The sequence below is a fragment of the Candidatus Planktophila sp. genome, assembly GCF_044348745.1.
In the GTDB taxonomy this organism is placed as follows: Bacteria; Actinomycetota; Actinomycetes; order Nanopelagicales; family Nanopelagicaceae; genus Planktophila.
In genome coordinates this window covers 1-23,105 of the sequence record NZ_JBIKSG010000005.1, presented here as the reverse complement: position 1 = coordinate 23,105, position 23,105 = coordinate 1, and the positions used below count along the sequence as shown (strand labels likewise).

At 44.3% G+C, this 23,105-nt stretch carries 21 protein-coding genes and 1 tRNA gene; 10 read left to right on the top strand and 12 right to left on the bottom strand.

Annotated elements, in window-relative coordinates:
- Nucleotides 1–42 precede the first annotated feature (42 nt).
- Nucleotides 43–426, top strand: coding sequence for a cold-shock protein (locus AC9UH7_RS01835; protein ID WP_509523851.1), 384 nt, complete (start codon nucleotides 43–45; stop codon nucleotides 424–426).
- An 8-nt stretch (nucleotides 427–434) separates the two neighbouring features.
- Here AC9UH7_RS01835 and AC9UH7_RS01830 read toward each other — a convergent pair whose 3' ends face one another.
- A complete protein-coding gene (locus AC9UH7_RS01830) occupies nucleotides 435–623 on the bottom strand; it encodes a DUF2530 domain-containing protein (protein WP_509594295.1) in 189 nt (62 codons plus the stop codon).
- A gap of 12 nt (nucleotides 624–635) precedes the next feature.
- On the opposite strand from AC9UH7_RS01830, the gene AC9UH7_RS01825 reads away from it, so the two are divergent.
- Nucleotides 636–1,895, top strand: a complete 1,260-nt coding sequence (locus tag AC9UH7_RS01825) for an MFS transporter (RefSeq protein ID WP_509594292.1) — start codon at nucleotides 636–638, stop codon at nucleotides 1,893–1,895.
- A gap of 66 nt (nucleotides 1,896–1,961) precedes the next feature.
- On the opposite strand, the gene AC9UH7_RS01820 is transcribed toward AC9UH7_RS01825, so the two are convergent.
- The 3 genes from AC9UH7_RS01820 to pdxH are packed head-to-tail and all read right to left on the bottom strand — an operon-like array spanning nucleotide 1,962 to nucleotide 4,912.
- Entirely contained in the window at nucleotides 1,962–3,119 is a 1,158-nt protein-coding gene (locus AC9UH7_RS01820; protein ID WP_509594289.1) for an MFS transporter, read from the bottom strand.
- Nucleotides 3,119–4,237: a phosphoserine transaminase gene (serC, locus tag AC9UH7_RS01815; protein WP_509594287.1), complete on the bottom strand. Its 1,119-nt coding sequence runs from the start codon at nucleotides 4,235–4,237 to the stop codon at nucleotides 3,119–3,121. The genes AC9UH7_RS01820 and serC overlap by 1 nt, the downstream gene beginning before the upstream one ends.
- A gap of 9 nt (nucleotides 4,238–4,246) precedes the next feature.
- A complete protein-coding gene (pdxH, locus tag AC9UH7_RS01810) occupies nucleotides 4,247–4,912 on the bottom strand; it encodes a pyridoxamine 5'-phosphate oxidase (protein WP_509594284.1) in 666 nt (221 codons plus the stop codon).
- Between the two features lie 223 nt (nucleotides 4,913–5,135).
- Between pdxH and AC9UH7_RS01805 the strand changes: the two genes are divergently transcribed.
- The 5 genes from AC9UH7_RS01805 (at nucleotide 5,136) to AC9UH7_RS01785 (ending at nucleotide 12,677) form a co-directional block, all read left to right on the top strand.
- Nucleotides 5,136–6,395, top strand: coding sequence for a sugar ABC transporter substrate-binding protein (locus AC9UH7_RS01805; protein WP_509594281.1), 1,260 nt, complete (start codon nucleotides 5,136–5,138; stop codon nucleotides 6,393–6,395).
- A 139-nt stretch (nucleotides 6,396–6,534) separates the two neighbouring features.
- Entirely contained in the window at nucleotides 6,535–8,073 is a 1,539-nt protein-coding gene (locus tag AC9UH7_RS01800; RefSeq protein ID WP_509594278.1) for an ABC transporter permease subunit, read from the top strand.
- Nucleotides 8,070–8,921 (top strand): sugar ABC transporter permease, encoded by an 852-nt coding sequence (locus tag AC9UH7_RS01795; RefSeq protein ID WP_509594275.1) that lies wholly within the window; start codon nucleotides 8,070–8,072, stop codon nucleotides 8,919–8,921. The genes AC9UH7_RS01800 and AC9UH7_RS01795 overlap by 4 nt, the downstream gene beginning before the upstream one ends.
- Nucleotides 8,922–8,923: 2 nt before the next feature.
- Nucleotides 8,924–10,873 carry an alpha-amylase family glycosyl hydrolase gene (locus AC9UH7_RS01790; protein ID WP_509594272.1) on the top strand — a complete coding sequence of 650 codons (1,950 nt, stop codon included), beginning with the start codon at nucleotides 8,924–8,926 and terminating at the stop codon, nucleotides 10,871–10,873.
- The gene (locus AC9UH7_RS01785; RefSeq protein WP_509594270.1) at nucleotides 10,833–12,677 is read left to right on the top strand and encodes a glycoside hydrolase family 13 protein; all 1,845 of its coding nucleotides are present in this window, start codon (nucleotides 10,833–10,835) and stop codon (nucleotides 12,675–12,677) included. Before AC9UH7_RS01790 ends, AC9UH7_RS01785 begins: the two co-directional genes overlap by 41 nt.
- Here the strand turns inward: AC9UH7_RS01785 and AC9UH7_RS01780 are convergent.
- Nucleotides 12,632–13,462, bottom strand: a complete 831-nt coding sequence (locus AC9UH7_RS01780; protein ID WP_509594267.1) for an alpha/beta hydrolase-fold protein — start codon at nucleotides 13,460–13,462, stop codon at nucleotides 12,632–12,634. The two genes, AC9UH7_RS01785 and AC9UH7_RS01780, sit on opposite strands and share 46 nt — an antisense overlap.
- A gap of 20 nt (nucleotides 13,463–13,482) precedes the next feature.
- On the opposite strand from AC9UH7_RS01780, the gene AC9UH7_RS01775 reads away from it, so the two are divergent.
- Entirely contained in the window at nucleotides 13,483–14,847 is a 1,365-nt protein-coding gene (locus AC9UH7_RS01775; RefSeq protein ID WP_509594375.1) for a cryptochrome/photolyase family protein, read from the top strand.
- Here AC9UH7_RS01775 and AC9UH7_RS01770 read toward each other — a convergent pair.
- The 4 genes from AC9UH7_RS01770 to AC9UH7_RS01755 all read right to left on the bottom strand — a co-directional run bounded on the left by AC9UH7_RS01770 (nucleotide 14,813) and on the right by AC9UH7_RS01755 (nucleotide 18,968).
- Nucleotides 14,813–16,168: a GGDEF domain-containing protein gene (locus tag AC9UH7_RS01770; protein ID WP_509594264.1), complete on the bottom strand. Its 1,356-nt coding sequence runs from the start codon at nucleotides 16,166–16,168 to the stop codon at nucleotides 14,813–14,815. The two genes, AC9UH7_RS01775 and AC9UH7_RS01770, sit on opposite strands and share 35 nt — an antisense overlap.
- 106 nt (nucleotides 16,169–16,274) lie before the next feature.
- Nucleotides 16,275–16,886, bottom strand: a complete 612-nt coding sequence (locus AC9UH7_RS01765) for a hypothetical protein (protein ID WP_509594261.1) — start codon at nucleotides 16,884–16,886, stop codon at nucleotides 16,275–16,277.
- Between the two features lie 90 nt (nucleotides 16,887–16,976).
- A complete protein-coding gene (locus AC9UH7_RS01760) occupies nucleotides 16,977–17,744 on the bottom strand; it encodes an SDR family NAD(P)-dependent oxidoreductase (RefSeq protein WP_509594258.1) in 768 nt (255 codons plus the stop codon).
- The gene (locus tag AC9UH7_RS01755) at nucleotides 17,745–18,968 is read right to left on the bottom strand and encodes a saccharopine dehydrogenase family protein (RefSeq protein WP_509594255.1); all 1,224 of its coding nucleotides are present in this window, start codon (nucleotides 18,966–18,968) and stop codon (nucleotides 17,745–17,747) included. It abuts the gene before it with no gap.
- A gap of 91 nt (nucleotides 18,969–19,059) precedes the next feature.
- Here AC9UH7_RS01755 and AC9UH7_RS01750 point away from each other — a divergent pair.
- Nucleotides 19,060–19,132: transfer RNA gene (locus AC9UH7_RS01750), tRNA-Arg, on the top strand.
- Between the two features lie 11 nt (nucleotides 19,133–19,143).
- On the opposite strand, the gene purU is transcribed toward AC9UH7_RS01750, so the two are convergent.
- The 3 genes from purU to AC9UH7_RS01735 all read right to left on the bottom strand — a co-directional run bounded on the left by purU (nucleotide 19,144) and on the right by AC9UH7_RS01735 (nucleotide 22,489).
- On the bottom strand, nucleotides 19,144–19,983 hold the full coding sequence (gene purU, locus AC9UH7_RS01745) for a formyltetrahydrofolate deformylase (RefSeq protein WP_509594253.1): 840 nt from the start codon (nucleotides 19,981–19,983) through the stop codon (nucleotides 19,144–19,146).
- 19 nt (nucleotides 19,984–20,002) lie between these two features.
- The gene (locus AC9UH7_RS01740) at nucleotides 20,003–22,108 is read right to left on the bottom strand and encodes an MMPL family transporter (protein WP_509594251.1); all 2,106 of its coding nucleotides are present in this window, start codon (nucleotides 22,106–22,108) and stop codon (nucleotides 20,003–20,005) included.
- Between the two features lie 150 nt (nucleotides 22,109–22,258).
- The gene (locus AC9UH7_RS01735) at nucleotides 22,259–22,489 is read right to left on the bottom strand and encodes an FmdB family zinc ribbon protein (RefSeq protein WP_509594248.1); all 231 of its coding nucleotides are present in this window, start codon (nucleotides 22,487–22,489) and stop codon (nucleotides 22,259–22,261) included.
- Between the two features lie 100 nt (nucleotides 22,490–22,589).
- Here AC9UH7_RS01735 and AC9UH7_RS01730 point away from each other — a divergent pair.
- A partial coding sequence (locus AC9UH7_RS01730; protein WP_509594245.1) for a copper resistance CopC family protein occupies nucleotides 22,590–23,105 on the top strand: 516 nt, incomplete at its 3' end.

Below are 23,105 nucleotides of genomic sequence, written 5' to 3'. Positions count from 1 at the left end.
TAACGATTAATACCAGTAAAGAAAACTAGCAAGGAGCCCCCCATGCCTACAGGACGCGTTAAATGGTTCTCACTAGAAAAAGGTTTTGGCTTCATTGCAAATGATGAAGGCGAAGATGTTTATCTAGCTGCCACTTCTCTCCCAGAAGGTGTTGCAACAGTAAAGCCTGGAACAAAGCTGGAGTTTTCTATTGCTGACAGCCGCAAAGGCCCACAAGCACTATCAGTGCACATCATTGATGCACCACCATCATTAGTTGAAAATTCACGTGTTAATAGTGATGATCTTGCAGCAATGATTGAAGACACAATCAAGATGCTGGATAAGGTCGGAAATGGTTTGCGCCATGGACGTCATCCAAATGCACAAGAAGCTGATCGTCTTGGAAGAGTGCTGCGCGGTATCGCAACAGCACTAGGTGCTTAGAGCTTTATCTATATCCCACTTCGTCGTTCGCGACGAATTGTGTATCGAACACCAATTAAGCCAAGTGCTGCACCGCTCACGCATGTCCAGATCACTTTGGCTTCTGCGTTAACAGCAAGTGCAATTACACCAGCAACTACCCAGCAGGTAGTACCAATTGCCACTAGAGTTAAGGCATTGCGTAGTCGAGTAGTCATGGGAGAAGAGTAATGGGATTTGCAGTAAAAGAGGATGGTAATTGGCGTTCATTTCGCCACCGTAATTACCGAATTCTTTTTCCTGCCAACGCAGTTTCAAATATCGGCAGCTGGGCGCAACGGATTGCTCAGGATTGGCTCGTACTAGAGTTAACAAATAACAATGGAACATATCTAGGTTTAGTAACCGCAGTTCAATTCGCCCCAGTTTTGTTCTTCTCTCTTCACGGCGGAAAACTAGCGGACAGATTTAATAAACGTAAAGTTTTAATCATGACCAACATTGCTGGTGGTGCTGCCTCCCTTGGCTTAGGTGCACTTGTAATCACTGAACAGATTCAGTTGTGGCACGTCTTTGTGCTCGCCGCCATTCTGGGAATATCAACAGCAATTGATGTCCCAGTACGACAGTCCTTTACAGCAGAAGTTGTAGGTCAAACCGATCTTCCGAACGCAGTTTCCCTCAACTCAGCAAATTTCAACGCCGGGCGGCTAATTGGCCCAGCCATATCTGGAGGCTTAATTGCAGCTTTTGGAACTGGTCCTTCCTTTATTGTGAATGGACTTTCTTACTTTTTCGTAATCGGAGCGCTCTTAAACCTGAATGAAAAAGCTTTTTTCCATCAAGATCGAGCAAAGTCAGATGGCAATATCCGTGAGGGACTTGCTTATGCAAAGGCCCGCCCAGATATTTATGTTGTGATGTTGATGGTTTTCTTCTTGGCAACTTTTGGTCTTAACTTCCAAATCTTTAATGCATTGATGGCCACCCAGGAGTTTGATTTAGGGCCAGCAAGTTTTGGATTAATGGGAACATTTATTGCAATTGGTTCACTTACTGGCGCTATTGGCTCTGCTCGACTTGAGCGATTTAGAAATACAAAATTTGTAATCCGTGGCGGTATCGTCTTCTCCACATCAATAATCGTGCTTTCGGTTTTGCCTAACTACATTTCTTATGTTGTTTGGTTGCCGATATGTGGCGTGACGGCATTAACTACTTTGGTATCAGCCAATTCAATTGTTCAAACAAGTACAGATCCTGCAATTCGTGGACGGGTAATGGGTCTTTATCTTTTAATCTTTATGGGTGGCACACCATTTGGCTCACCGTTGATTGGCTCTGCAACCGAACTCATTGGCATACGTCCAACAATCGCTGCATGCGGCGGAATTTCATTGGCAGCTTCTTTATATATTTGGTTCAAATACAAGAACCGAGTCGCATTACCAGCAGATATTTCAGTTGCTGCAGTTCTTAAAGACCGCTAATTGCAATTACTATCAGTATGCCGATAAGTGCAATTAGTGTGATTAATCGTCGAACTTTGTAACTCATTACGCAGCCTCATGCACCTTTGAAGGAATAGCTTTAACAATCACAAAAGCTATAGCGATTAATACAAAAACCATGATGTAAGCACGTGAAATGCCGTATTGGTCGCCCAAAATACCTAGCAAGAATGGTGCTCCAGCGATGGCTGTTCCAGCTGCCAATGAGGCTCGACCAATAGCTAAATCAGGCCTGCCATCGCTTAAGCCAATCAAACGAATAGAGGACAAGGCGAACTGCATTGAGATACCTAGGCCAACAACTAATAAGCAGGCAAGGGAGATGAGCATGTTGTGGGAAAGCCAGAATCCCAGGAAGCCTAGGAACTGCATTGCAATTACTGTGAGAAGTTGAGTATCCAACTTAAAATTCTTCAGAAGTAAGCCACCATACCAACGGCCTATTCCCATACCGGTACCGAGTGCCACAATTGCCACAGTCGAGATCGCTGCTGTTGATCCAACACGCTCTTTAAGCAATGCAGCAGCCCAGAACGAAGTCGCAAACTCACTTGAAATACAGGCAACAAAACCGAACCATGCAATCCAAAAATTGCGTGAGAGTTTTCCGCCCTGCGGTCCCTCTTCATCTGGAACATGATCATCTTCATCTTTTTCGCGTCCGAGGAAAAATAGAATTAAGGCAACGGGCAGCGCTAGCAGAAGACCTAATCTCCATAACTGAGGATATGCAATTGCAATTGTTCCAATCAAAGCGGTGCCTGTGACAAATCCAACCGAGGCAATTCCATTTGCTTGTGGAATCGCAACTTCTGCAGATTTTCCATAATGTGAGGACATCTTTGTCAGCATCGTATTGATTACAACAGAAACACCAAAGCCTGTGATGAAAGTTGCCGGAATTGTTATATACACCGGGGGAGAAACTACGAATAGCGTCAAACCCGCAATGAATATTGCAAGGCCTATCCAACTAGCTTTGGAGCGACCAAAGCGATGAGCAATACGAGGGTTAGCCCAACCCGCAGCAATTGATGCAACACCCATTGCAGTTCCGTGCAGGCCAGCGATAGTCAGAGAAGTGCCTTGATCTGCGCGTAATAATGATTGTGCAGGGCCAAAGCCACCCAGATAGAAGTTAACTATTGCAGTCTGAACTGCTACGACCCAGAAGAACCGGTCGCGTTGAAAACTCTTGGGCATTAAAGGACTGCTACAACGTGATCGATGCACTTTGTGAGTGCTTCAACATCACTTGGATCAACAGCAGGGAACATGCCGATACGAAGCTGGTTCTTGCCAAGCTTGCGATATGGCTCTGTGTCAACAATCCCATTGGCGCGAAGTGCTGTAGAAATCTTTGTTGCATCAATTGCATCATCAAGGTTGATTGTTCCAACGACCTTTGAACGCATTGCAGGGTCTGTAACAAACGGTGTTGTGTAGCTAGTCTTTTCAGCCCATGAATACAAGATCTCAGATGAAGCGGCGCTTCGGCCTGCTGCAAATGACAAGCCACCATTTGAGTTCATCCACTCAATTTGTTCTGCAAGCAACATTAAAGTGACCAAGGCAGGTGTGTTGTATGTCTGATCTAGGCGTGAGTTTTCAATCGCGATTCCGAGATCAAAGAATGCTGGAACCCAACGACCGCTAGCCTTGATCTTTTCCGCCCGTGCGATAGCGGCAGGAGACATAATCGCAATCCACAATCCGCCATCAGATGCGAAAGATTTCTGAGGTGCAAAGTAATAAGTATCAAACTCTTTAGCATCAACTAATAAGCCGCCTGCGGCAGATGTTGCATCAACTAGAACTAGAGCTCCATCGGTGCCTGCTGGACGGATGATGGGCATTGCAACGCCGGTGCTTGTCTCGTTGTGAGTCATTGCGTAAACATCGATGCCAGCCTCTAGTACAGAAACAGGATGTGATCCAGGTTCAGTCTTTATGACAGTTGGCTCTCCAAGAAATGGCGCTTCCTTTGCAGCTGAGGCAAACTTGGATGAAAACTCACCAAAAACCAAGTGCTGTGAGCGCTCTTCTATCAAACCAAATGTTGCGATATCCCAAAACGCAGTTGAGCCACCGTTACCAAGAACTACTTCATAACCTTCTGGAAGATTAAACAAAGATGTAAGGCCTTCACGAACACGCTTTACAACATTCTTCACAGGCTTTTGTCGATGTGACGTTCCTAGAATTGAATTGCCGCTAGCTGACAATGCAGCAAGCGCCTCTGGTCGAATCTTTGAGGGCCCGCAACCAAAACGACCATCAACTGGCTTGATTGCTAAAGGAATATTTATCTCTGTGCTCATGGGGTAAGACTACGGGTAGTACCTATTGAGTTCCCAATCGGCGGTGGTGTTAGCCCGCTCATAGCGCAGCCTGTCATGCAAACGTGAGTATCGGCCTTGCCAGAACTCAATTTGTAATGGTGTTACACGAAATCCACCCCAATGTGGGGGCCGTGGGACCACGGTGCCTTCAGGCCACTTCTTTGATGCGCCTTCAAATCGTTGTTCTAATTCGGCACGAGTTGCTAATGGTGATGATTGTTGACTTGCCCATGCACCGATCTGAGATCCCCATGGACGTGTTGAAAAGTATTCATCTGATTCTGTTTCTGAAATTTTCTCAGCTATTCCGCTGATTGAAATCTGACGTTCCATGGCATACCAAGGAAATAATAAAGAAACACTTGGATTTAAATTAATTGCATGTGCTTTACGAGAATCATAATTTGTGAAGAATGTGAATCCATCTTCAGAAATATCTTTGAGTAAAACAGTTCGAGTTTCAATCTGCGAATCATTAGTTAGTGTTGAAAGAACCATTGCATTTGCTTCAACAATAATTGTGTTTTCATGTGCTTGCTTTAACCAGATAGCAAAAGCTTCAAATGGATTGTCGGGCAGGGTTTCTAATCCAGCCTCGCCATAGGAACGACGCATGGCCCGGACCTCTTCTTTGGTAACAATCTCATCGGCCATTGCCCTATCGAACCCCAGAAAGGCCTCCGATGCACCTCAAAACCGCCTAACTGTAAATGGCTATGCAAACCTGCCTCTTTATAACAATTCAATAAAAACGCCTCTAAAACTCCGCTATTTTGTTGCAGTTTGTTGCATTTAAGGCGTGAAAGGAGTGGGATGGGCTCACTAGGAAGCCTGCACCCCCAAGAAGAGGCTTCCGGATCTTAAAGGAGAACAATTAGTGAAGAACAGACTACTTAAGGGTCTTGCTCTTGCTGCAACATTGTCATTTGCCGCTGGCGTGACAATTGTTCCTGCACAAGCTGCAAGTGAAATTGTTATTTGGGCTGACGAAACACGCGGACCAAACCTAACAAAAGTATTTGCAAAGAAGAGTGACTGGGTTCCAGGAAGCACAATCAAGGTTGTTTCTTTCTCAAGCTACGATGCATTGAAAGATGCACTAGATAAGGCATCTGGCACAACAGGTCCAGATATTTTCGTTGCAGGTAATGACTGGGTTCCAGCATTAGCTAAGAGCGGAAAGCTTGCTCCTGTAGTTCTAACTGCAGCACAAAGAGCACAGTTCAGCCCAGGTCAATTCTTTGACCTTTCATACGGTGGAAAGCTTTACGGCGTTCCAGTTGATGTGAACAACGTTGGAATGGTTTACAACACAAAGCTAGTAAAGACAGCACCAAAGTCTTACGGCGACATGGTTAAGTTCTACCTTGCTAACAAGACAAAGCTTGGCCTAAAGGCTGGACTTTGCGTTGCTGGTGGCGGAATGTCATGGGGCGGTCTATCAGGATTCTCAGCACTTGGTGCAGAGCCTTACCAGATGAACGCTGACGGAACTGTTAACTACACAAAGAGCTTTGATGCAACAGCATTTGCTAAGAACGTGAAGACATACTTGCTAGATAAGAATGGCAAGAGCAACGGTTTCTACCCAGCAACTGACACTGGTTGCCAGGATAACTACCTAGCTGGCAAGGTTCCATTTGCAATCATTGGTAACTGGCACTGGCGTACATTTGCAGAAGCTGGCTTTGATATGAACATTCAACCTGTTCCAGGCGTAAAAGCAGGAACTTACGGAAAGATGTTCGGATCTGTTAGCGGTGCATTCCTTACTTCATATGCAGAAGCACACGGAGTAGCTGTTCCAGCTAAGTCACTTCTAACTAACTTCTTTGCTTCAACAAAGGGTCAAGTTGCTTACCAAGCAGAAGAAGGCCGTCCACCAGCCGAGAAGGGCGCTCAGAAGAGCCAGCTCGTACTTGGCGGACAGAAGGCAATGGGAGCTGCAGCAGGCAAGTCTTCAATCCCACAGATTGGTGCGTTCTTGAACACTAATGCTGGCGGAGCGAACTACTGGGATTCAGCACCAGCTTACTGGACTGCAGTCTTGGTTGACGGAAAAGATCCACTTGTAGAAGCTAAGAAGCTTGCTGCAATTTGGAAGGCTAACGTCGCAGCAGGAAAGGCTGATCTCTAAGAGATTTCTCTTAGGGAGTGAGAGTTAGAAGTTAGAACTTTCACAGTCTAAAAGTTCAATAGCGTGGGCGGGATCAAATCCCGCCCACGCTAGTACTTTCATAATCTGCAGAAATGAATTTTAAGAAAGTGGTAACAAAGTGAGCAGTATTTTTCGAGGCAAGTTTGCATTGATCCTCAAGATAATTGTCCTTGCAGGTGTAACAGCAATATTAAGCCTATTAGCTCAAAGCGCGGTCGCTTCGGGAGAAATTGCCATCGGCATTTTCCTGATTATCTCTATCTTTGCTATTAACTTTACATACTTCACGAAGATATCAATCCCGCTTAAATTTTTTGTACCAGGAATTCTCTTATTCATTGCCTTTGTTATCGGACCAATTCTCTTTACAATTTTAATGTCTACCTATAATTATCAAACTGGTAACTACATATCCAAAGAGGCTGCGATCGAACAGGTTTTAATTCGCGGCGTGGAACCTGATGCCAATCAAACTACTTTCGATCTTGTCTCAGGAAAAGCAAGCAACGGATCTGATGCTGTCTTGGTATCAGATATTGCAAATCAAAAGTTCTTTCTCTCAACCCAAGACGAAATAACTTTCTTGGATGCTGGCCAACTAACAATTAATGAGTATGGAGTTGCAGTCACAGCGCCAGGATTTACTGAACTCTCGGCGGATGAATTGGCAAAGAGTGATGCCTACACCAAGGTTAGATACAAATACCAAGATGACTACTACATTGTCATCGAAGGTCAGGGAGTAGGCGCTGTCTTTAGACAAGCACTGGCCTATGATGAAAAATCTGACACCATGAAGAATCTTCAAACCGGTGAGATTTATATAGATAACAACAGAGGTAATTACGTTCTAGAAGGTTCACCCGAAGAGATGTTGACGCCAGGATGGCGAGCTCCTGTTTGGTTTGAAAACTATACAAAGTTGGTAACTGACTCTCGCGTTCGAACCCCGCTCATTAAAGTCTTTATTTGGACCGTTGTCTTTGCTTCATTGACAGTTTTAAGCACCTTTGCTTTCGGCCTTTTGCTGGCATTGGCGCTTAATAAAAAGATGCGCGGACGGCGCATCTATCGCTCTGTCTTGATTTTGCCCTATGCGATGCCAAGCATCATGAGTATTTTGATTTGGGGAGGAATGTTTAACACAGAATTCGGTGCAATCAATAATCTGTTTAATACAGATATTGCATGGTTTTCTGACGCTAACTTCTCCCGAGCTGCGGTACTGCTGGTAAATCTTTGGTTAGGTTTCCCATATTTCTATTTGATCTGCTCTGGTTCTTTGCAAGCGATTCCGTCAGAGCTCCAAGAGGCTGCCGCAATTGACGGCGCAAACCCACGACAAGTCTTTAGAAGTATCACTCTGCCATTGCTTTTGCAGATTCTCTCCCCACTTCTCATCGCATCATTTGCATTTAATTTCAATAACTTCAACCTGATTTATCTCTTAACAGGCGGTGGTCCGCGAAACACCTTAGATGGTGAAATTGCAGGAGCGACAGATATTTTGATCAGCTATACATATCAAATTGCCTTCGGTCGAAATATTCTTGACTTTGGTCTTGCTAGTGCAATTTCGGTCTTGATCTTCTTTATCGTGGCTTCAATTTCCTTCTATGGCTTACGTAAATCAAAAGTAATGGAGAGCTTCAATTGACAAAATGGCTGAGAGAGAATTTATGGCGTCACACATTCGCAATAATCATGTGTGTTTTCGCTCTGTTTCCACTTTATCTAGTTGTGCTTTCTTCATTCAACCCAACTGGAAGCCTTAACCTAACTTCATTCGTGCCACGTGAGATATCTTTTGAAAACTACAAGATGCTCTTTTCTTCACCGAAAATTCCATTTTTGTCATGGGTGAAGAACTCATTAATCATTTCATCTGTTGTTGCAGTTAGCTCGGTAGTCATTGGCGCTGCTTCAGCCTTTGCATTTAGCCGCTTGAAGTTCAAGGGCAAGAAATTCGGTATTCAATTACTGCTTCTTGTTCAGATGTTTCCTTCTATCTTGGCACTTTCAGCGGTCTACGTAATCATGGAGCGTGTTTACTCATTTGCCCCTGAGATTGGTCTAGGCACCCAAGCAGGCTTGATTCTTGTGTATTTGGGTGGATCCATGGGCGTCAATATCTGGCTGCTCAAGGGTTTCGTGGATTCAATCCCTGCCGAGCTAGATGAGGCGGCAAAGATCGATGGGGCAAGCCCAATGCAGACTTATTGGTTGATTTTCATTCCTCTGGCAACTCCAGTGCTTGCAGTTGTCTGTTTACTGAGCTTTATTGGCACATTCAATGAGTTCATTGTTGCAAGATTATTCTTGGTGGAAATGAGTGGTCGAACAGTTGCTGTTGGTCTGCAACAGTTTATTGGTGGACAGTACGCAAGTAACTGGGGTGCATTTGCTGCCGGTTCAATCCTTGCTTCGATTCCAATCGTCATCATTTTCTTGTCTCTACAAAAATATATTGTGAATGGTCTTACTGCCGGATCTGTAAAGGGATAAAGGTGAAGCGCAAGATCACACTTGCTCTACTTGTATTTGTCTTTCTATCACTATCAACGATTTCATTTGGCGCAAATGTAATCTCACCAAAGGTCGGACTTTCTCAAGATCTGATCTATTTTGTGATGCCAGATAGATATAAAGATGGAGATAAGAAGAACAACGATAATGGTGGTTTCAATACATCACTAACGGCGTTTTATCATGGCGGAGATTTAAAGGGTTTAACTGGAACATGTGAAGCCGGCGATGACGGATTAGCGCGAATTAAATCTTTGGGCTTCACAGCAGTTTGGTTAACGCCGGTTGTCACCCAACAAGAAGCCATTGGAGCCGGATCCGGTTATCACGGATACTGGGGAGTTGATTTTCTCAATGTTGATCCACATTTGGGGACTAACGCTGACATGCTCGAGTTTTCTAAGTGTGCCAAGAAGCTGGGCTTGAAAATAATTTTGGATGTTGTAACAAACCACACGGGTGATGTGATTAAGTATCGTGGAAATGAACCATATATTCCTGCTGAATCAAAAAAGTTAAAGAACCCTGCCTGGCTCAATGACATCAATAATTATCACAACGTTGGTGACATGGGGAGTTGTTGGGGAGTAGGAAATTGCACCAAACTGGGTGATTTCTATGGGCTTGATGATCTAGCCACTGAAAAACCGGTGGTTTACAAAGGTTGGGCTGAAGTTTATGGAAATTGGATTTCCAATTATGGAATCTCGGGTTTTCGAGTTGATACCGCGCGTCACGTTGATGATAAATTCTTTAAGAATTGGTCACCATTAATCCAAGCATCGGCCAAGAAATCAAACATCAATGACTTTACAATCTTTGGTGAAGTATTTGACTACAGTGTTTTCAACTTAATGACCTATGTGAGACAAAATAAGATACAAACGGTTTTAGATTTTCCATTTCAAGCTAAGGCAACAGAGTATGCCTCGGGATATTCCAACGCCCCCACATTGACCGCTCTCTTTGAAAACGATGATTACTACACCAGCGCCCAGTCTTCTGCTAGTAATTTAGTTACATTTTTGGGTAATCATGATGTTGGGCGAGCTGGCTTCATTATTGCTAGCAAGCGCATCCAGCCGGCAGACCAACTGGTACCTAGAACTAATTTAGCAAATGCTCTGATGTACTTTTCGCGAGGAATTCCTACTGTCTATTATGGAGATGAAGTAGGTATGACTGGAACTAATTCCGGTAAGGATCAGTTTGCTCGTCAAGATATGTTCCCAACCGAGGTCGAAATTTGGAAGACAGAAACCCGAATAGGTGGATCACCTATCGGAAATGGTGATGCCTTTACTGCAACTAAACAAAACCCGATTGCGAAGTATTTGGTTGAATTAGCAGAGATCCGCAAGAATAATCCAGCGCTAGCAAATGGCCCAATGCTTGAGAGATACTCAAAATACGCTCTGTATGTAATTTCTAAGAAAGATGTTGCGGAAAACAAAGAGTATTTGGTTGCCTTTAACAACTCTGATACCGATGAGGTGGTTGAAGTGACTACCGCTACGGCAACTGGTGGATGGAGTCAGATCCTTGGCAAAACTGTTGTGACAACCAATCAAAACAAGGTCAGTTTTACCGTTCCTGCCCTCTCAACAATAGTCTTAAAGGCAAATAGCCCTATAGACCAATTTGCCACAAAAGTTACTAAATTGAGCACCTCCTTTGATGACCTCACTGGCTTTTACAAGGTTAAAGCAGGACTAACGTCAAAGGACTTCTTATCAGTAGAGTTTTTTGCAAGAAATGCAGGAACTTCTAAGTGGATCTCACAAGGAGTGGACACGGGTTCTCCGTATTCGATTTATCTTGATCCACTAGATTTCCCAAAGAAGAAGATTGAATTAAGGGCAGTTGCACGCAATTCGAAGGGAGAGAGCTTTGTCTTACCAATCACCAAACTTACTATTTCCACATCATGACGGTAGCGAACTTTATGTAAGTGATATGGCTCCAAAAGTTGGAGATAAAGTTGTGCTGCGAGTACGTGTGCCAAAGAGTTACACCTTCGCAAAGTCTTTTGTTCGTCTGTATCACGATGGAGAACCACGTAGCTTTGAGTTATCTCTAGAAAAAAGTAGCGACGCTGAGAGCTGGTGGTCGGTAAAAGTCAAAATTGAAAATCTCTCCACCCAGTACAGATTTGTTTTTGTTGATATAGATAAGTATGAATGGCTCAATGCAGCTGGATTCTATGATCATGATGTGCACTCCAATAACGACTTCCAAATCGTTGCCATTCCTGCCTATCCTGCTTGGATTAGATCTTCAGTTTTTTATCAGATATTTCCGGACAGATTCGCTAAATCAGCTTCTAAGCGCCCAACTCCAGAATGGGCGATACCGCGTGAGTGGAGTGAATTGCCAACAATTGGAAGTAAGGCAACAGGAACAGAGTTATATGGTGGTGATCTAGAGGGAGTTGCGGAGCATTTAGATTATGTAACTGACCTTGGTGTAAATGGAATTTACTTCACCCCGTTTTTCCCGGCTCGATCTAATCATCGTTACGACGCAAGCAGTTTCACTGAGGTTGATCCCGTTTTAGGCGGAAATAAAGCCATGTTCAAGTTAGTTGCTGCAGCTAACAAGAGAAAGATTCGCTTGCTAGGAGACCTCACATCAAATCACTGCGGAGCGGGACATCCATGGCTTGCTAAGGCTCAGAAAGATAAGAAATCTAAAGAGCGAGGCTATTTTTATTGGGATAAATCGGTAAAGCACGGTTATGTTGGTTGGTGGGGTTTGGCATCACTACCAAAGTTAAATTTTCATTCGAAAGCTTTACGTAAAGAGATGTACGAAGGCAAGAAATCAATCGTAAAGCAATGGTTATCACCAAAGTATGGAATGGCCGGTTGGCGAATTGATGTTGGCAATATGACAGGCCGCTTGGGAGCCGATGACATACATGATGAAGTTATGCATGGAATACGAAAGGCTATGGATGAAGTAAAGCCAGATGCATGGCTTGTGGCCGAAAACGGAGATTTTGTTGCGAGCGATTTAAATGGATTCGGTTGGCATGGGGCAATGAATTATCAAGGGTTCATGAGACCAGTCTGGAACTGGGTAAATTTAAATACAACAATAGGCGGAGGTTTTCAGGGCCTCCCATTCTCAATGCCAAAGATAAACGGTGAACAATTAGTTGCAAGCATGAGCTCTTTTAATGGCTCAATACCCTGGAGATCTCTTGTTGCAAGCATGGTTTTGTTGGACTCTCATGACACAGCCAGAATGCGAACCGTCGTCCTTGGTGACAAGAAACTCCATTTAACAGCGATGACCTTGCTTCTTACATACCCAGGTGTGCCTTCAATTTTTGCTGGGGATGAAATTGGCTTAGAGGGCTCTTCAGGTGAGGATTCACGCAGAACATTTAATTGGGAAGACCAAAGTAGTTGGGATCTAGATTTTCTTGGCGAGGTCAAGAAGTTGATTTCAATTCGAAAGAAACATGATGCCTTAATAAATGGCGGATTACGCTGGGTATTAGTCGAAGATGACTGCCTAGCATTTTTGCGTGAATCAAAGAAAGAGACGATTCTAACTTTTGTCTCTAGAAAAGCAGTAAAAACAAAGATTGATTTAAGCACACTTGGTTATGTTGTTAAAGAAAGTTTGTATGGAATTGAAGCTCAAGGATCATTAATTTCAATAAATACGAGCAATCCTTCTCAGGCTGTGTGGGTTTTAGAATCAAGCCAGAAGTTAAGTGGTTGATCTAAGTATTTAGCCCATGATCTTTCGTTGTGGCCGGTGCGCGGATATACACGAGAGATGAAGTCGTGGGTGCGGTACCCACGTTCGTGCATCAATTTATCCGCATACACTTGAAATGGTGCATACTGCGAATCTAAACCTTTTGTTCCGTGACTCATCCAGACTTTGTGTGTGCCAGGAAGTGGTAAAGAATTTATTGATACTTCTACTAAGCCATTGCCTCCAAATGGCCAATGAGGCGAAAGTGCTAAAGCGGTCGAAAACCTTTCAGGCATTTGAGCCATCGCATACAAAGTCGCCAATCCACCCATTGAAGAACCGATCATGGCGGTATTTACAGGGTTAATGTCCGGCTCTAGGGCAGGAAGAATTGTTTCAAAGATTTCCTTGAAGTAGCTATCGCTTTGCAAAACAGACTTATCCTCTAGAACTTTGGCAAAATCATTGTGCACTTCAAGTCCTTCGCGAAAGTACTTTTCTGGGACAAGATCTTTTCCACGCCCCCAAGGATTTTCCTTTGTTGAGCTATGCCAAACACCAATTATCGATGGAGTTGCGATACCTAGCTCTCGACTAACTCGGATGGCGGACTGAGCCATTTCCCATGTTTGGCCTCGATGGGTTGAAGTCTTACCGTCAAATACATTCTGCCCATCATGCGCAATTAACAACGTATTTGATCCCTTTTGGGGCTTCCAGTAATCAACAGTGCGAGCCCCAAACTTCAGGCGCACAACCTCTCCTGGAACTCCTCGAACTTGGAAACGCTTTATCTCTTGCATCATGATTGAATTCTCCCATGCCTATGACGAAAACATCAATCATCTGGTTTCGTCGCGATCTACGAATCAATGATCATCCAGCTCTATTAGCGGCTATCGAGTCGGCAGATCAAGTGATTCCACTGTTTATTCTGGATAAGAAACAAATTACAGAAGCCGGCGACAAACTTTTGGCATATATGGGCCAATCTCTCAGAGCCCTTGATGAATCACTTGGTAATCGATTACATATCATTGAAGGCGATCAGGTCGAAATTCTTAAAGAACTAATTGCCTTGCATGGGGTTGAAGAGGTACATATTTCTGCTGAGTATGAGCGTTACGGTGCTGAACGTGATAGTCGAGTTGAAGCAGCGGGCATTAAATTAGTTCGTACAGGTAGCCCATATGCAGTTACACCTGGTCGAGTACTCAAACCCAGCGATGCAACTCCTTATAAGGTCTATACCCCTTTTTACCGCGGCTGGCGCACACATGGTTACAGAGCCCCTGCTGTTACTCCTAAGAAATTTAATGTCGTTCAACCAACAGATAAGTATCGCAACTTTCCAGATTTTCCAACTCCAGCAGGTGTGCAAATTATTGAAGCTGGTGAAAAAGCAGCCCTTTCACGGTTTAAATCTTTTACCAAAAACGGATTAGATACTTACGATGAAAATCGTAACCTTGCCTCGATTGATGGCACCTCAAAGATGAGTACATATTTAAAGTTTGGAGAAATTCATCCCCGTACTTTGCTTGAGAATCTCGGAGAAAGTAAGGCGCATGACACATTCCGCAAAGAGATAGCGTGGCGTGAGTTTTATGCAGATGTTCTATTCAACAATCCCATGACAGATGTGGATTACTACGCAGCTAAGTTTGCAGAGATGCGATATGACAAGCCTGGCAAACAGTTTAAAGCTTGGTGTGAGGGTAAAACTGGGTACCCATTTGTAGATGCGGCCATGCGGCAGTTAATTAGTGAGGGATGGATGCATAACCGCACGAGAATGGTTGTGGCTTCATTTTTAGTGAAGGATCTGCATCTAGAGTGGCAGATAGGTGAGCGCTTCTTTGCACAACATTTAGTGGATTACGATGTTGCCTCTAATGCACATGGCTGGCAATGGACAGCTGGATGTGGCACAGATGCATCCCCTTATTACAGAATTTTTAATCCCATTGAACAAGGCAAGCGTTTTGATGAAAATGGGGATTACATTCGAAGATATGTGCCAGAACTTGCACATCTTTCTGCATCTGAAATACATGAACCTTGGTTGTTCTTAGATGGCTATAGCAAGGGCTATCCAGAGCGCGTGGTGGATCATGCAACAGAACGACTTGAATCTCTTGCTCGATTACAAGAGATTAAAGCCGATAAACCCCTAGACCCTCGCGCTTAGCTTTATACATCGCATTATCTGCTCGCACCAACAGATCCTTTTCACCAGTATTTTTAGCTACCCCAATGCTGACACCAAGTTTTATCTCTTGATTGTTAATGTGAAATGGATAAGACAAAGTCGCGCGCAAGGCCAATGCAAGTTCAACTGCGCTCTCATGACCACCTTCGTATAGAACTCCAAACTCGTCACCACCAAGACGTGCCAACAATGTTCCATGAGGCAAGGCTCTTTCAAAGCGGAGTGCCACTTGTTGTAAAACTCTGTCTCCGGTTTCATGCCCATACGCATCATTAATAGGCTTGAAGCCATCCAGATCTAGGAGCAATAAAGCGCCCTCTTTTAGTTCAAAAGCATCTATCTCAGTAACCAGCCGTCGCCGGTTGGGTAATCCAGTTAGTTCATCTGTTCTAGCCAACAAACGTTCTTGTCCAATATTTCTCGCCTGAGAAAGTGCGAGTGCCATTCTCGCAAAAGCAAGCATTAAAGTTGCAATTGCCGGAATCAAAACAAAACGTGGAAAATATTCTGGCCGCATCGCGATCAATGCCAATAGAGTCGCACTTAAGGAAACCGAAATTGAAATCAGAATGGGGCTAATACCTTCTCGAGCTTTACTATCTATGCCGGGTTGCCAAAAACTTTCAGCAATAAACAAAATGCCTATAACCCAGCCAACATCTAGCACCGAACCCATAAAGTAGACGCCATTGACGTTCTGCCATAAATAGAGAAAATCTGTCAGAGCAAAGACAATTACACCAATAGACATGGCTGCGCCACGTCTTGAAAAGCCTTGCATGGAAACAGTAGCAATGACTACGCACACGAGAATTAAATCGGCGATAGGAAACGTAACAGCAAAAAAAGTTTTTCCGATATTCCCATCAAAATGTGGCACTAATGGTTTAGCAATGAGCGCAGAGCCCAATGTGCTGAGCCCTAAGCCAAAAATTGAAGAGTCCACAAGCTCAATTACCGAGATTTTACGGTTGATAGCGAGTAGCCGCGGTAATCCTATGATTGCAAGAGGATAAAAGAGCAAATAAAAGAGATTTGAAACAAAGCTTGAAGTAGTCGATGTTGAATAGAAAATCGCGATACTGCCAACAGTTGAGGCAACTGCCCAAAATACGACCGCACTTGCCACGCCTGGTTTTGCAAATCGGTCACTGATGTGTGGTGCAACAGATATTCCAATTATTGATGCAATAGGAATGAGGTTATAAAGAAATATCTCAGAGATGATCGTCGGATAGAGAAGATGAAGAACAAGGTAAATAGCCAAGGCGCATACTCCTGAGAATCTGGCTACTCGCATGTTTTGAGGATAAGAACATTAAAGCAAGTATGAAATAGGGGGATCCATAGGTAAGAAAAAACCCGCTGCCTCGATGGCAGCGGGTTTTTAACTTAGATCTAGAGTCTTACAAACCCTTAGTGCAAATAAGCTTTGCGCTTTCACGGGTACCTGCCACATTGCTTGCTAGTTCTGCAGGCTTGTTGACTGCGACAAGCTTTGCCGCTTCAAGCTTCTTGATTGTTAGGTCAATACTACGAATCTTGCTTTCATAAGCACGTATTGCAGAGGTCCAAGAAGCAACGGCTGTTGTCAGAACTTTCTTGTCTGCAGCTGCGGTCGCAGCAGCAAGTTTTCCTTGAGCTGCGAGCAGGCGAGCCTTTGAATCATCTAATTTAACTTGAATCTCCGCACGGTTTGCTATCTCTGTCGTAATTCCAAGTTCAATTATCGGAAGCTGCGCCTTGAATTTTGCAGCTGTTACGAGAGCGTCCTTTTGTGCCTTTACAGCAGCATTTGCACTGTTTATGCAGTCAATCGACAGCCAGGTTAACTTAGTGCTTGATACGAGAGGGTTCTTTGCACACCGGTATGTTCCAAGGCTAGTTTTAGTCGTTTGCCCAGATTTTTTACATGCAACACCATTGGAGATCTTGGTTGCTGCTTCTGCTGGAAGAGCCACCATCACGCCACCTGCGACAACTAGTGCGACTGAGAAGGATGCGATTTTACGAAACATGTAAGAACCTTTCGTTGTGATGTTCCCTATTCTAGCCAACAAGTGCTGAAAGAACTCTGATAAACCGCCGAGAGTTCACAGTTATAAACCTTATTTGCGCTGTTTTCTCCGCATGCTCATGCCAACTTTTCTAACAATAGATCGAGGCAATCTTTGGATGACAAAGACCAGTAATCGGTACTGCCATCCGGGAATCGAAATCGCCTCACCTTTCAATGCATCTCTCCAGGCTTGAGCGACTAATTCATCTGAATCAAGCCACATAAAACTGGGAAGACCCTTCATGGACATTCGACCACGTTGGTGAAACTCAGTTCGAGTAAATCCTGGACAAAGCGCACTTATTTTTACATTCGTTCCGGCAAGTTCAGTGTGCATTGATTCAGTGAGCACCGTCAGATAAGACTTTGATGCGCTGTACGTGCCACCAGCGATAAAACCAGCAACGGATGAAACATTGATCACTACACCTCTATCTCGTTGCTTCATAAGAGGCAGTGCCACGTGCATAAGGCGCATTGGGGTGCGAACCAAAACATCTAACAGTTTCTGTTCCTCTTCAAGTTCAGAGACTGTAAATGCCTTATTGATACCAAACCCAGCATTATTGATTAAGACATCAATTTGGTTATTGGCGATATATCTCTCCACCTCAGAGCAACCCGCATCAGTGGAGAGGTCTGCTTGAATGCAATGTGTTTGAACTTGGTACTTTGTTTCTAGTCCTTGGGCTCGCTCTTGCAAGCGAGGCAAATCACGCGCAACCAGCACAACGTTGTAATTGTTTTCTGCCAGTAATCTTGTGAAGCTCTCACCAATTCCAGCAGTTGCTCCGGTGACCAATGCCCACGATGCCATTTATGCCCCGATTCCTGCTGGATCCTCATCCCTAATATGCCAACTACTGCCATATGAGGCGATCAAATCCAAGAATGGTTTTGGTTCAAGCCATTCAGGTCCAACAACGCCAACAGGATTCCATGTTCCATTAGCAATCAGTTCCATTGCTATAACTGGATTTATAGCGGTCTGCCATACAACTGCCTGATCACCGTAATTGTCCATAGACCATTTATTGTCGACGACGTTGTAGATGTAGCAGGCATAAGGCTTTCCTTCTTTGTCTAAACCTTTCACATGTGCACCGGCACAAGTTTTACCGTGCATAAGGGGGCCAATTTTTGCAGGGTCAGGCAACAGTGATGCTAAGAAATCTCGAGGCGCAATTTCCATACCTCGATAGTTCACCTTTTCCTTTTTAGATAAACCGAGAATATGAATAGTCTTTAAGGTATTTATGAAATCTGCCCCAAGCCCGTATTTGAAAGAAACATGATTAGCCTTAACCTTTTTTGGAATAAGTACAACCTCTTCATGTTCAACATCTACACATTCAACAGGACCAATACCTTCAGGAAAGTCAAAAACTACCCCGCCAGAAAACGGCTCAGATGTATGCCACTTGCCGTTGTCCCAAAGCAAAGGTGCATTTAAACACTCTTCAATAGTTGTCCAGATTGAAAATGATGGAGCAAACTCATATCCATCAACAGTTAAGTTGGAGCCATCTAAGATTGTTATTGAATCAATTTCACTAAACAAATAATCTTGTGCATAGCGAGCAAAAATATCGCTCATTCCTGGTTCGATTCCGATACCAATCAGTGCATATTTTCCATTCTTTTCCCAAGCTTGAGCCTGAGCAAATTGCTCATCACCTAACATGACACCAGTTTTTGTGAAAGGTTCAGTTGGATGTGCCTTAGAAAGCGACATTGCCATATCCATGTAGTTGACGCCGGTGTTTTGTGCAGCTGTAAAGATCTGCATCACAAAACGTGGATCTACAGCGTTAACAACAACGTCAGGATTGACCTTTCGAATCAATCCTTCGAGCGCAACCAGATCGCCGGCATCCACCTCCACTGAAGTAAATCGTGGGTCTTGGATTTTCTGGGTGACAGCGTGCGCTTTTGAAGCATCGTAATCAGCGATAACTAACTCAGTGATAAATGACTTACGGGATGCGATATTTGCGATTGCACTGCCAACTCCGCCTGCGCCGATAACGAGCGCTCTCATGGTTGGCCTTTCGGGTCGTTTTCGAACCCACTGTGGATTCTAGGGAAGGCTATCCGTACCGCTAACCTTTGCCAAGCACCGTAGGTGCTAAGTCCCCGTAGCTCAGTGGATAGAGCAACCGCCTCCTAAGCGGTAGGTCGCAGGTTCAACTCCCGCCGGGGACACTGAATAAATGTTAAGAGAAAACTACAGTGCGCTTTCCAACAATAAACACTTTGTCATCTGCATAAAATTTCACGGCCTTTGCTAAAACTCTACGTTCGATATCGCGTCCAATCGCAATTAATTCTTCAGGTGTGGCGATATGTGTGACATGTGCAACATCTTGCTCAATGATTGGTCCTTCATCAAGATCGCTGGTCACAAAGTGTGCTGAAGCACCAATGATTTTAACGCCACGTTCATGAGCCTGGTGATATGGCTTTGCACCTTTAAATCCTGGCAAAAATGAATGGTGAATGTTAATTATCTTTCCTGGCAGCTTGCTACAGAATTCCGGTGTCAAAATCTGCATGTATCGAGCAAGGACTACAAAATCAATCTTTAGTTCTGCAATCTGCTTCAAAGTCTCTGCTTCTTGAGCGACCTTATTCTCGGCAGTAACAGGTAGGTAAAGAAACTTAATTCCGTGAGATTCAACCAGCGTGCGCAAGTCTTCCCGGTTAGAGATTACAAGCGGGATTTCGATATTGAGTTCGCCAAGTTCTTCCAAATACAAAAGATCGCGCAGGCAATGGCTCTCTGTGGTAACCATGACAAGTGCGCGAGGCTTTTTTGCCGTTGGACGAATATTCAATGAAGGATTGAATTTAGACAAGCCCTCATTCAGGCTTTTCTCTGCCCCTTCAAGTCCCTGTGATGTTTCAAAACGAGTGCGCATAACGAAAGCATTTGTACTGGGATCTGTGAACTGCTGATTTTCAATTATGTTCCCACCACAGGCCAGTACAGCAGAGGTCATCGCGTGAACGATGCCAGGCTGATCGGCACATTGCAGGGAAGCGATTAGATCCATGTCGGTAGGGTACGCGAGATTAGTGATGGAGCGTAAATCGCTGCATCCACTTTGGAGCCCACCAATTGTTCTCTCCAAATAACCGCATGAGCGCTGGAACTAATAGCCCTCGGACAATGGTTGCATCCAGGATTACAGCAAGTGCCACTCCAAATCCCATAGTTTTAATTGATGTAACACCACTTGTAATAAATGAGGCAAAAACCACGGCAAGTAACAGCGCAGCAGCGGTGATTATTCGAGCTGATCTTTGCAAACCAACTGCCACAGATTCAACATTTGATTTACCTGATAGGTGCTCTTCACGTATTCGAGAAAGTAAGAACAACTCATAATCCATGGATAATCCAAAGACCACAACAGCAATCAATATGACAATTGATGTGTCGAGTGTGCCAGTGACCGTGAATGAACCGACAAGCCATTGAAGATTGCCATCAATGAAGACCCATGTCAGAGCACCCATAGTTGCTCCGAGAGAGAGGAAGTTAAGTAGAACTGCCTTGATTGGCAAAATAATCGAACCAGTGAAAATAAAAATTAATACAAGAACAGAAAGAATGATCCAACCTAACGCCCACGGCAAAGTCCTTGCAATACCGTCTTGCGAATCGGTGTAATCAGCAGCAACTCCGCCAATCAATGTTCCAACTGGAGCTTGAACATCTCGGACGCTATGAATTAATGCCTGCGAATCAGGTGTTCGTGGCAACATCGCTTGGTAAGCAATTACTCGGACATCGCTGCCGATAGTTTCTGGTGGCAGAACTGCAACAATCCCGGAAACCTTAGCGACCTTGGCTGCATATGCATTTATTTCTTCAAGCTTGTCAGAACCATCCCTGATGACGATTTCAATTGGATTTCCTGTTTGACCAGGGAAGCGCTCTGCTTGCAGGGCTGTTGCAATAGCGGCCTTGTTATCTGCAGGCAACATTCGTGAATCACCTTGTGAAAACTTAATGCTCGTAATTGGTGCTGCCATGACTCCAAGAATTACTAAAGAGAGAACAACTGCGCTCACAGGGCGCTTCATTACCAAGCGCGCTGTTTGTGCCCAACGGCCATCTTCCTTTGGAGTAATTGCAGAGCGACGAATTACGCCCTTATCTATTTTTGATCCCATCAGAGCGAGAATTGCCGGCAAACCAACAATTGCGCCAACTACAGCCAATGCGACAACTGAAACACCTGCATATCCAAATGATTTCAAGAAAGGTAGCGGGAAGAACGTAAGTGACAATAAAGTTACAAGCACAGTCATGCCGGAGTAAAAGACTGTCTTTCCGGCACTGCCCATCGTTGAAACTATTGAATCTTCAACACTTTTTCCTCGATGTAGTTCTTCGCGGAATCTATTCACCATCAGCAATGCGTAATCAATTCCAAGCCCAAGGCCCATGCCTGTAGTCAGGTTGAGGGCGTAAATACTGACATCGGTAAATAGTGTAAATAGATAGAGAACAAAGAAAGCTCCCAAGATTGCGGCAACGCCAACAATTAATGGCATCGCTGATGCTGCTAAAGCTCCAAAAACAATTGTTAACAAGATAAATGTAAGAGGAATGGAGATTAGTTCTGCAATCTTAAGATCGTCAGAGATCTTTTCTGTTATTGCATGGCCAACCACTGCAGCACCACCGGCATATAAAGTGAGGCCGTCATATGAACCATCGTAATTTTTCTGGAATAGCTTGCCAAGCTTTTGACCCTCTGCTGAGAATGGATCGTTGTCCCCATAAACAAGGATGTATGCAGCTTTACCGTCGCTTGACTTTAAAGTTGCTTCACCGCCGCTGGTCCAATAAGAAAGCGTCTTTGATACTCCCGCTTCCTGAGCAATCTTTTTTTCGAGCGCTAAACCTTTTTGGACAATTGTTGGGTCGGTGACATCAGTTGAACCCGCATCAACAACGACGACTACCGAAGGATCAGATAATTTCAATTCATCGTTGAGGTACTGGTAAACCTTGTAAGAATCGCTGTTGGGATCTGAATACCCAGCTGAATCTAGGCGGCTAAATGCCAAAGATCCGAATCCACCTGCCACGAGAATTCCCACCACAAAAAGTACGACTGCTCCTTTACGGTGCTTAACTAAGAAGTGGCCGAGTTTTTCAAACATGTTTTTCCTTTTCCTTTAACGATGTAGAATCAATTCCATGAGCGACCTCTTTCCTAATGTGACTTCAGACGAGATCGATCCTGAAGCCGCAATCGAGCAAGCTCGACGTGAAGCAGAAATTAAGTCAGACAAACCACCACATCACGAGGACTAATCAGTACTTGGTGCTGGCGCAGCTTTTGGTGGGTCAGCGACAGTAGATTTTTTGGCAGAATCTGTTTTATAAAATCCTGACCCTTTAAATACAACTCCCACTGCGGTGTAGACCTTGCGGATCTCACCCTTGCATTCCGGGCATTCGGTCAGGGAGTCATCTGAAAAGGATTGGATGGCCTCAAATTCATGGTCACATGCGGTGCATGCATATTGATATGTAGGCATCACACTCTCCACTCCGAAAATAGGCTAGGCAGTAAGTGTAAAGAAGTGAGACGATAGGCGCGAATTGAGGGACTTCCCAAGCCCTCATGGAAGGACAACCGTGCGCCGCTTTCGCATCACAGCGATACTGCTACTGATGTTTCTAGGGGTATCAGGTGCCTCTGCAAATACATTAGTCAGCACTAGTCCGATTAGTGGCTCAACGCTTTCTATTTCTCCTACAAATGTGACAGTTACTGGAAATGTAACCTTGATCGCAGATGCTCCTGATGCCAACTCAATCACGGTAACGGATCCAAATGGTGTTCGCGTTGACGATGGCACAATCATGATCTCAGATGTGAGTGCAACGGTCGGTATCCGACCACTTGTAGAAACCGGCATGTACACAGTTACATATTTTCTGCTCTCTGAAGGAGAAGTTCCGCTTGAGGGCAGTTTCACATTTAAGTATCAAGCACCAAGTGTAATTTCAACAGCAAACCCAACCCCTGAACCAACTCAATCACAAACACCGGCTAGCAGTAGTTGGGGAACAAACTTTTTTGTGATTCTTTTGCTATTTCTTGCAGTCCTAGTGACGATCGGTCTTTCTCTATACGCTCGTAAACTATTT